This is a genomic window from Pseudomonas sp. PAMC 26793 (assembly GCF_000313235.1).
GTDB classification, from domain to species: domain Bacteria; phylum Pseudomonadota; class Gammaproteobacteria; order Pseudomonadales; family Pseudomonadaceae; genus Aquipseudomonas; species Aquipseudomonas yamanorum.
In genome coordinates this window covers 141,647-149,033 of sequence record NZ_AMXG01000044.1, presented here as the reverse complement: position 1 = coordinate 149,033, position 7,387 = coordinate 141,647, and the positions used below count along the sequence as shown (strand labels likewise).

The following is a 7,387-nucleotide window of genomic DNA, read 5'->3' as shown; positions in this document are numbered from 1 at the left end:
GCCGGGCCATCCATGGCCCGGCGCGGCTAAATCGGCATCCCTGCCGATTTACCCGCTCCACCGTGCCTACTTGCGGCCATCGTGGTTAACGGGGCCCGCAGATCAAAATCAAAAGCAGATCAAAAGCAGAGCACAGCGGCCTCCCGGCCGGCTTGAGTGTTAAAAGCAGAGGCAAGACCAGAGCGGAAGCAGATCTGCTTTTCTGTGGGAGCGGGCTTGCTCGCGAAAAACCTGAGAGCGCCGCGTTCATTCAGAATGCCCGCGTCATCGTTAACGACCTTCGCGAGCAAGCCCGCTCCCACATTTGGACCGTGCCCGCTTTAGCTTTTGATTTTGCTTTTAACACTCAAGCCGGCCGGTAGGCCGCTGTGCTTTTGCTTTTGCTTTTGATCTTGATCTTAGGCGCCCCGTTAAACCACGCTGGCCGAACGCAGGCTTTGGAGCGTGGGTAACCTGGCAGGACGCCAGGTTAGCCGCGCTGGGCCAAGGATGGCCCATCGCGGCGGCCCACGGTCCAAAGCCGGAGTGAGGGCACACCGAGCCTAAGCGAGGTGCCGAGTGGTGGGGCAAGAGCGTTTTGCTTACTTTTGCGCTGTTCAAAAGTGAGCCGCTGTAAGAGCGGAACCCATAGTCGCCGTTACCTAAATAACGGATATACACACAGTCAAAAACAGGCACACCCCATGCTCCAGTTGATCCTCGGTGGCGCCCGCTCCGGCAAAAGCCGCCTGGCGGAAAAACTCGCCACTGACAGCGGCCTAAGCGTCACTTACATAGCGACCAGCCAACCCCTGGACGGCGAAATGAACGCACGCATCGCCCACCACCGCGAGCGCCGCCCATCCGAATGGGGCCTGATCGAAGAGCCCATCGAACTGGCCCGTGTCCTCAAGGAAAACGCCAGCCCGAACCATTGCCTGCTGGTCGACTGCCTGACTTTATGGCTCACCAACCTGTTGATGCTCGAAGACCCCGACCGTCTCAACCACGAGCGCGAGGCCTTGCTACAAACCCTGGCCACCCTCCCAGGAGAAATCATTTTTGTCAGCAACGAGACCGGACTGGGTGTCGTCCCGCTGGGCGAATTGACTCGCCGCTATGTCGATGAAGCCGGATGGCTCCATCAAGCCTTGGCCGAACGCTGTCAGCGCGTTGTCCTGACCGTCGCCGGCCTGCCCCTGACTTTAAAAGGTACTGCGTTATGACCGACACCTGGTGGCTCAACCCCTGCAAAGCAATCGACACCCAAGCCCACGAACACGCCCTGGCCCGCCAGCAGCAATTGACCAAGCCCGCCGGCTCCCTCGGCCAACTGGAAGCCGTGGCCGTTCAACTGGCCGGCCTCCAGGGCCAGGTCAAACCCAGCGTCGACCACCTGTGGATCGCCATCTTCGCCGGCGACCACGGCGTAGTCGCCGAAGGTGTCTCCGCCTTCCCCCAGGAAGTCACCGGCCAGATGCTCCACAACTTCGTCACCGGCGGCGCCGCCATCAGCGTGCTCGCGCGCCAACTGGACGCGAAACTGGAAGTGGTCGACCTCGGCACCATCACCCCCACTTTGAACCTGCCCGGCGTGCGTCACCTCAACATCGGCGCCGGCACCGCCAACTTCGTCAAAGGCCCGGCCATGACCGAGGCCCAGGGCCAACTGGCCCTGCAAGCCGGCCGCGACAGCGTGCACCGCGCCATCGCGAGCGGCGCGCAGCTGTTTATCGGCGGCGAAATGGGCATCGGCAATACCACCGCCGCCAGTGCCCTGGCCTGTGCGCTGCTGGATTGCCAGGTCAGCGACCTGACCGGCCCCGGTACTGGCCTGAACGCCCAGGGCGTCAGCCACAAAGTCGCCGTGATCGAACGCGCGCTGGCATTGCACGCAGGCGACCGTGATGACGCCCTGAAAACCCTGTTCAACCTCGGTGGTTTTGAAATTGCCGCGCTGGTCGGCGCCTACCTGGCCTGTGCTCAAGAAGGGGTCGTGGTGCTGGTGGATGGTTTTATCTGCACGGTCGCCGCGCTGGTCGCCACGCGGCTGAATCCCGGCTGCCGTGAATGGCTGCTGTTCGGCCATCGTGGTGCCGAGCCCGGCCATCGTCATGTGCTGCAAAGCCTCAATGCAGAACCATTGCTGGAACTCGGCCTGCGCCTGGGCGAAGGCAGTGGCGCCGCGCTGGCCGTGCCGTTGCTGCGCCTGGCCTGCGCGCTGCATGGGCAAATGGCGACCTTCGCCGAAGCGGCCGTGGCGGACCGCCCGGCATGACCTTGCACCTGGACCTGTTGCGCCACGGCGAAACCGAACTGGGCGGCGGCTTGCGCGGCAGCCTGGACGATGCGCTCACGGCCAAGGGCTGGGAGCAGATGCGAGAGGCGGTGGTGGAGCAAGGCCCGTGGGACCGACTGGTCAGCTCGCCGCTGCAACGGTGTGCGCGGTTTGCTGATGAGCTGGGCGCGCGTCTGAAGCTGCCGGTCAGCCTGGAAAAAGACCTGCAGGAGCTACACTTCGGCGCCTGGGAAGGGCAGAGCGCCGCAGCCTTGATGGAAACCGACGCCGACGCGTTGGGGCTGTTCTGGGCTGACCCCTACCGTTTCACGCCGCCGCAGGGCGAGCCGGTGTCGCAGTTCTCCGCGCGTGTATTGGGTGCCGTCGCGCGCTTGCATCAAGCCTATGACGGCCAGCGAGTGCTGCTGATCAGCCACGGCGGGGTCATGCGTTTGCTGTTGGCTCAGGCGCGCGGTTTGCCGCGTGAGCAACTGTTGAATGTTGAAGTGGGCCACGGTGGCCTGTTCAGCCTGCAGGTCGAGGCTGATGGTGTTTTAAGGGAAGGACGCTGAACATGTTGCCGTTCTGGATCGCCTTGCAGTTTCTCAGCAGCCTGCCGATTCGCTTGCCCGGTATGCCGCAGCCGCAGGAGCTGGGGCGGTCGTTGCTGTTTTATCCGCTGGTGGGGCTGCTGTTCGGGCTGCTGCTGTGGGGCCTGAACGCGGTGTTGATGGGCGCGCCATTGCTGCTGCACGCCGCGCTGTTGTTGACTGCGTGGGTGTTGCTCAGCGGCGGCTTGCACCTGGACGGCCTGGCCGACAGCGCCGATGCCTGGCTCGGTGGCTTCGGCGATCGCGAGCGCACCCTGACCATCATGAAAGACCCGCGCAGCGGGCCGATCGCGGTGGTCACCCTGGGCCTGGTGCTGTTGCTCAAGTTCACCGCGCTGGTGGCGTTGATTGAACAGCATAACGGCGCCGCGCTGATCCTCGCACCGTTGATTGGTCGCGCTTCGATGCTGGCGCTGTTTCTCACCACACGCTATGTGCGCGCCGGTGGGTTGGGGCAGGCCTTGGCGGACCATTTGCCACGGATCGTCGGCCAACAGGTGCTGATCCTCAGCGGCCTGGCGTGTATCTTGATCGGCGGTTTCAGCGGCGGGATTGCCGTGTTGCTGGCGGCGCTTTGCTTTATCGGCGTGCGCCAGCTGATGGTTAATCGCCTCGGCGGCACCACCGGCGACACCGCCGGTGCGCTGTTGGAGCTATTGGAGGTTGCGGTGTTGGTCGGTCTGGCGCTGTAACAGTTTCTTGCATTTCATTAATCCCGGGTATATACACGCTCTATGCTTGCTTCCCAATGTTTATGCACTAACCTGCGTCGCGCCGCTCGTGGCGTCAGCAGGCATTACGACGGCGCTCTCGACGGCTTCGGGATCAACGTTGCCCAGTATTCTTTGCTGTGTAATCTGCAGCGCCTCGATCAACCGAGCATTTCCAGTCTGGCCGACGCCATGGGCCTGGATCGCAGCACGCTGGGGCGTAATTTGCGGGTGCTGGAGGGCGAGGGCCTGGTGCAACTGGTGGAGGGGGGTGACCTGCGCAACCGCCTGGTACTGCTCACCGAGGCAGGTAACGAACGGCTTGCGGCGGCATTGCCGGCCTGGGAGGCGGCGCAGCAGAAATTGATCGATAAGTTGGGCGCCGAAAAGCGCGAAACCCTGTTGGCCTTGCTGGATGAACTCGCTTAAAGCGAGTTTTTTCGATGACAAGCGGGTATATACCCGTGAGCGGAGAATAAGAAATGACCTCGATGTGGCGCACCAGCGGTTGGATTCTTGTGGGGAGTGCGCTGATTCTCGCGTTGTCCTTGGGCGTGCGGCATGGCTTTGGCCTGTTCCTGGCGCCCATGAGTGCCGAATTCGGCTGGGGCCGTGAAACCTTTGCCTTTGCCATTGCCCTGCAAAACCTGATCTGGGGTCTGGCGCAGCCATTTACCGGCGCCCTGGCCGACCGCTTCGGTGCGGCCAAGGTGGTGATGATCGGTGGCGTGCTGTATGCGCTGGGCCTGGTGTTCATGGGCTTGTCGGATTCAGCGTGGTCGCTGTCTCTGAGTGCCGGGTTGCTGATCGGTATCGGCCTGTCGGGCACCTCGTTCTCGGTGATCCTTGGCGTCGTGGGCCGCGCCGTGGCGCCGGAAAAACGCAGCATGGCCATGGGCATCGCCAGCGCCGCCGGTTCCTTCGGCCAGTTCGCCATGTTGCCGGGCACCCTGGGTTTGATCGGCTGGCTTGGCTGGTCTGCCGCGTTGCTGGTACTGGGGCTGATGGTGGCGCTGATCGTGCCGTTGGTGACCATGCTCAAGGACCGTCCGCTGCCCGCGGTAGCCGGTCAACAGACCCTGCGCGAAGCCTTGGGTGAAGCCTGCTCCCATTCGGGGTTCTGGCTGTTGGCGTTTGGGTTCTTTGTCTGCGGTTTCCAGGTGGTGTTTATCGGCGTGCACTTGCCTTCGTACCTGGTGGACCAGCACTTGCCGGCTTCCGTGGGCACCACGGTGCTGGCATTGATCGGCCTGTTTAATATCTTCGGCACCTATACCGCCGGCTGGCTCGGCGGGCGTATGTCCAAGCCGCGCCTGTTGACCGGTTTGTACCTGCTGCGAGCGGTGGTGATTGTGATCTTCCTGTGGGCGCCCGTGACGCAAACCAGCGCCTACCTGTTTGGCATGGCCATGGGCTTCTTGTGGCTGTCCACGGTGCCGCTGACCAACGGCACGGTCGCGACCTTGTTTGGTGTCAGAAACCTTTCCATGCTCGGTGGGATAGTGTTCCTGTTCCATCAACTAGGCTCGTTCCTCGGCGGCTGGTTGGGCGGGGTGGTCTATGATCGAACTGGTAACTACGATTTGATCTGGCAGGTGGCAATCGTTCTGAGCCTGGTGGCAGCGGCGCTGAACTGGCCGGTGCGCGAGCGCCCGGTGGCACGTTTGCAGACGCAAATGGGGGTGGCATGAATTCGACCTGGCATTGGCTCGGCGCAGCAGGAGCAGGGGTCTTGCTGCTGTTGGCGTGGTGGGGCTGGCAACAGGGCGGCCTGGCATTGATGCAGTTGGGCATGGCGATCTGTTAAGTTCTGTGTCTGAGACTTTTCAAGGACACCTGACATGCAGATGCGCTGGCTTGCAGTACCCGCTCTGATGATAGCTTTTGGCAGCGTCGCCATGGCCGCCGATTGCCCGCCGTTGCTTGAAGGCCAACTGCCCAAGCTGCGCGCCAAGGAATCCATCGACCTGTGCCAGCGCTTCGCCGGCAAGCCGCTGGTGATCGTCAACACCGCCAGCTTCTGCGGTTTTGCGCCGCAGTTCAAAGGGCTTGAGGCCTTGTACCAGCGCTACAAGGGCCAGGGGCTGGAAGTGATTGGCGTGCCGTCCGATGACTTCAAGCAGGAAGCCAAGACCGGGGAGGAAACGGCCAAGGTTTGTTATGTGAACTACGGCGTGACCTTCACCATGACCGAGCCACAGAAGGTCAGGGGCCCGGATGCGGTGCACCTGTTCAAGGTTCTGGCGCAGCAGAGCAGCGCGCCGAAGTGGAATTTCTACAAGTACGTGGTGGACCGCCAGGGCAAGGTGATCGCCAGCTTCTCCAGCCTGACCAAACCGGATAGTCCGGACCTGATCAAGGCGGTGGAAGAAGCACTGGCTTCGAAACCCTGATTGCCGGCCACTAAAAAGCCCCGCCTCTTTTGCAAGAGAGCGGGGCTTTTTTATGTCGCTTTACATCAGAACTTGTACGTCACACCCAGGCCGAAACCGTTGGCGCTGTTTTCGTACTTGGCGCTGTAGGAACCCAGTGCGTTGGACTTGTTAACTTTTACCGGCTCTTCCTTCAGGTAGGAATAAGCCAGGTCAACAGTCATGTTATCCATCACCGCATAACCCAGGCCCACACTGAAGATGGTCCGGTCGCCAGTAGGAATACGTGGGGAACGGTCAGTGTTGTTGGTTGGCGACTGGTCGAACGTCAGGCCGGTACGCAGTACCACTTGCTTGGTGACCTGGTACGAAGTACCCAGGGCGTAGGCCCAGGTGTCGTGCCAGTTCTGAGGTTCAGTGATAGTGCCGATGACCGAAGGTGCGAGAAAGCCATTGGCGCCCGTTACACCTTGGTTCTTGACCGTGATGTCTTTCAGGCGGCTCCAGCGGGTCCAGGTCGCACCACCATAGAGTTTCCAGGCGTCAGTCAGGTCCTGGGTTACCGACAGGTCGTAAGACTCTGGTGTGTCGATGCTCAGCGAGGCGTCGTAGCGGCCACTGCCAATAGCACCGGCGGTCGGAGCAGGCGCCGTCACCTCGGTGTGGCCGTCAAGCTTGTAGCTGACCTTGGAGTGGTAGGTCAGGCCGACGCGGGTGGTATCGGTGGCCTGTACCAGTACGCCGACGTTGAAACCAATGGCGGTATCGTCGCCCTTGATCGTGACGTTGGTCGAAGGCACGGCAGGGTTCAGGGTCAGTTCGGATTCCAGCTTGCCGGAAATCCGGTTGATGGTAGGGCCGAAACCGATGGAAACCCGGTCGTTGAACGCGTAGCTGACCGTCGGCTGGAGGGTGATGACAGACACTTTGCTGTAGCTGCCAAACCCGCTGCCCTGGAAGCCGCGTTCATAATCAGTCACCAGGCCGAACGGTGCGTAGACACCAAAGCCGACAGCCCACTGATCGTTGAGTTTGTTGGTGTAGAAGCCGAACGGTACGCCGGTGAAGGGAACCATATCGCCTTTGTTGGTGCCCCTGGAACGGCCGCCGGCATCTTTGATGTCGGTCGAGGCGTCGATGGCTGCAACACCACCCGTAATCTGCTGGCCTTCAAGGCGAGCCATACCGGCAGGGTTGCCATAAACAGTGCTTGCGTTATCGGCAGATGATGAGCGCCCCGCAAAACCGGTACCCATCCCAGCAACGTCTTGTTCGTTGAGGGCAAAGCCGCTCGCGAACACGTGGGAGGATGCCATTGCAACGGCGAGGCTAAGTGTCGTCTTGAGCATTACTTTTTTCATTATTAGAACTCCGTGGTGATCACCGCTGCGGAAAGTAACAATATTTTTAAGTTAGCGCTATAGGCTGAAACATAGG

Annotated in this window: 8 protein-coding genes; 7 read left to right on the top strand and 1 reads right to left on the bottom strand. The window is 61.4% G+C overall.

Going from position 1 to position 7,387, the window contains the following annotated elements; translation table 11 throughout:
- Window positions 1–683: 683 nt before the first annotated feature.
- The 7 genes from cobU (at window position 684) to D109_RS0123935 (ending at window position 5,971) form a co-directional block, all read left to right on the top strand.
- Complete coding sequence (gene cobU / locus D109_RS0123970) at window positions 684–1,205, top strand: bifunctional adenosylcobinamide kinase/adenosylcobinamide-phosphate guanylyltransferase (protein ID WP_017479115.1); 522 nt, start codon at window positions 684–686, stop codon at window positions 1,203–1,205.
- Window positions 1,202–2,257 carry a nicotinate-nucleotide--dimethylbenzimidazole phosphoribosyltransferase gene (cobT, locus tag D109_RS0123965; RefSeq protein WP_017479114.1) on the top strand — a complete coding sequence of 352 codons (1,056 nt, stop codon included), beginning with the start codon at window positions 1,202–1,204 and terminating at the stop codon, window positions 2,255–2,257. Before cobU ends, cobT begins: the two co-directional genes overlap by 4 nt.
- Entirely contained in the window at window positions 2,254–2,829 is a 576-nt protein-coding gene (gene cobC, locus D109_RS0123960; protein ID WP_017479113.1) for an alpha-ribazole phosphatase family protein, read from the top strand. Before cobT ends, cobC begins: the two co-directional genes overlap by 4 nt.
- Window positions 2,830–2,831: 2 nt before the next feature.
- The gene (locus D109_RS0123955) at window positions 2,832–3,560 is read left to right on the top strand and encodes an adenosylcobinamide-GDP ribazoletransferase (RefSeq protein ID WP_017479112.1); all 729 of its coding nucleotides are present in this window, start codon (window positions 2,832–2,834) and stop codon (window positions 3,558–3,560) included.
- Between the two features lie 42 nt (window positions 3,561–3,602).
- A complete protein-coding gene (locus tag D109_RS0123950) occupies window positions 3,603–4,007 on the top strand; it encodes a MarR family winged helix-turn-helix transcriptional regulator (protein ID WP_026078190.1) in 405 nt (134 codons plus the stop codon).
- A 62-nt stretch (window positions 4,008–4,069) separates the two neighbouring features.
- Window positions 4,070–5,269: an MFS transporter gene (locus D109_RS0123945; protein ID WP_017479109.1), complete on the top strand. Its 1,200-nt coding sequence runs from the start codon at window positions 4,070–4,072 to the stop codon at window positions 5,267–5,269.
- Window positions 5,270–5,419: 150 nt separating this feature from the next.
- Window positions 5,420–5,971 (top strand): glutathione peroxidase, encoded by a 552-nt coding sequence (locus tag D109_RS0123935; RefSeq protein ID WP_017479107.1) that lies wholly within the window; start codon window positions 5,420–5,422, stop codon window positions 5,969–5,971.
- A 65-nt stretch (window positions 5,972–6,036) separates the two neighbouring features.
- On the opposite strand, the gene D109_RS0123930 is transcribed toward D109_RS0123935, so the two are convergent.
- Window positions 6,037–7,311, bottom strand: a complete 1,275-nt coding sequence (locus tag D109_RS0123930) for an OmpP1/FadL family transporter (protein WP_026078188.1) — start codon at window positions 7,309–7,311, stop codon at window positions 6,037–6,039.
- Window positions 7,312–7,387 lie beyond the last annotated feature (76 nt).

Bases quoted from the DNA above. Each gene is read 5' to 3' on its own strand.
- cobU (WP_017479115.1), top strand. From the start codon at position 684: ATGCTCCAGTTGATCCTCGGTGGCGCCCGCTCCGGCAAAAGCCGCCTG.
- cobT (WP_017479114.1), top strand. From the start codon at position 1,202: ATGACCGACACCTGGTGGCTCAACCCCTGCAAAGCAATCGACACCCAA.
- cobC (WP_017479113.1), top strand. From the start codon at position 2,254: ATGACCTTGCACCTGGACCTGTTGCGCCACGGCGAAACCGAACTGGGC.
- D109_RS0123955 (WP_017479112.1), top strand. From the start codon at position 2,832: ATGTTGCCGTTCTGGATCGCCTTGCAGTTTCTCAGCAGCCTGCCGATT.
- D109_RS0123950 (WP_026078190.1), top strand. From the start codon at position 3,603: ATGCTTGCTTCCCAATGTTTATGCACTAACCTGCGTCGCGCCGCTCGT.
- D109_RS0123945 (WP_017479109.1), top strand. From the start codon at position 4,070: ATGTGGCGCACCAGCGGTTGGATTCTTGTGGGGAGTGCGCTGATTCTC.
- D109_RS0123935 (WP_017479107.1), top strand. From the start codon at position 5,420: ATGCAGATGCGCTGGCTTGCAGTACCCGCTCTGATGATAGCTTTTGGC.
- D109_RS0123930 (WP_026078188.1), bottom strand. From the start codon at position 7,311: ATGAAAAAAGTAATGCTCAAGACGACACTTAGCCTCGCCGTTGCAATG.